Annotated in this window: 1 protein-coding gene; it reads right to left on the reverse strand. The window is 66.7% G+C overall.

Features of this window, described 5'->3' with window-relative positions:
* Positions 1-1,188 carry an elongation factor Tu gene (gene tuf / locus G3576_RS30965; protein ID WP_164698331.1) on the reverse strand — a complete coding sequence of 396 codons (1,188 nt, stop codon included), beginning with the start codon at positions 1,186-1,188 and terminating at the stop codon, positions 1-3.

Here is a 1,188-nt window from a genome sequence, read left to right on the forward strand (position 1 = left end):
TTACTTGACGATCTGGGCGACGACGCCGGCGCCGACGGTGCGGCCGCCTTCGCGGATCGCGAAGCGCAGGCCCTGGTCCATCGCGATCGGCGCGATCAGCTCGACATCCATCGTGATGTTGTCGCCCGGCATCACCATCTCGACGCCTTCCGGCAGCTTCACGATGCCCGTCACGTCCGTCGTCCGGAAGTAGAACTGCGGACGGTAGTTCGTGAAGAACGGCGTGTGGCGCCCGCCCTCTTCCTTCGTCAGGATGTACGCCTCGGCCTTGAAGCCGGTGTGCGGCGTGATCGAGCCGGGCTTCGCCAGCACCTGGCCGCGCTCCACATCCTCACGCTTCGTGCCGCGCAGCAGCGCGCCGATGTTGTCGCCCGCCTGCCCGCTGTCCAGCAGCTTGCGGAACATCTCCACGCCCGTCACCGTCGTCTTCACGGTGTCCTTCAGGCCGACGATCTCGACTTCCTCGCCAACCTTCACGATGCCCCGCTCCACGCGGCCCGTCACCACCGTGCCGCGGCCCGAGATCGAGAACACGTCCTCGATCGGCATCAGGAACGGCAGGTCCACCGGACGCTCCGGCTGCGGGATGTAGGCATCGACCGCCCGCATCAGCTCCAGGATCGCCTGCTCGCCGATCTCCGGCGTCTTGTCCTCGAGCGCGGCCACCGCCGAGCCCTTGATGATCGGGATCTCGTCGCCCGGGAACTTGTAGGAAGAGAGGAGCTCGCGCACCTCCATCTCCACCAGCTCCACCAGGTCCGGATCGGCCAGGTCCATCTTGTTCAGGAACACCACCAGCGCCGGAACGCCCACCTGGCGCGCCAGCAGGATGTGCTCCCGCGTCTGCGGCATCGGGCCGTCCGCCGCGGAAACCACCAGAATCGCGCCGTCCATCTGCGCCGCGCCCGTGATCATGTTCTTCACGTAGTCGGCGTGGCCGGGGCAGTCCACATGCGCGTAGTGGCGGTTCTGCGTCTCGTACTCCACGTGGGCGGTCGAGATCGTGATGCCGCGCGCCTTCTCCTCCGGCGCCTTGTCGATCTGGTCATACGCCGTGAACGTCGCGCCACCCGTCTTCGCCAGAACCTTGGTGATCGCCGCCGTCAGCGACGTCTTCCCATGGTCCACGTGCCCGATCGTGCCGATGTTGCAGTGCGGCTTCGTCCGCTCGAATTTCGCCTTGGCCAT

This window comes from Falsiroseomonas algicola, from assembly GCF_011040385.1.
Classification (GTDB): domain Bacteria; phylum Pseudomonadota; class Alphaproteobacteria; order Acetobacterales; family Acetobacteraceae; genus Falsiroseomonas; species Falsiroseomonas algicola.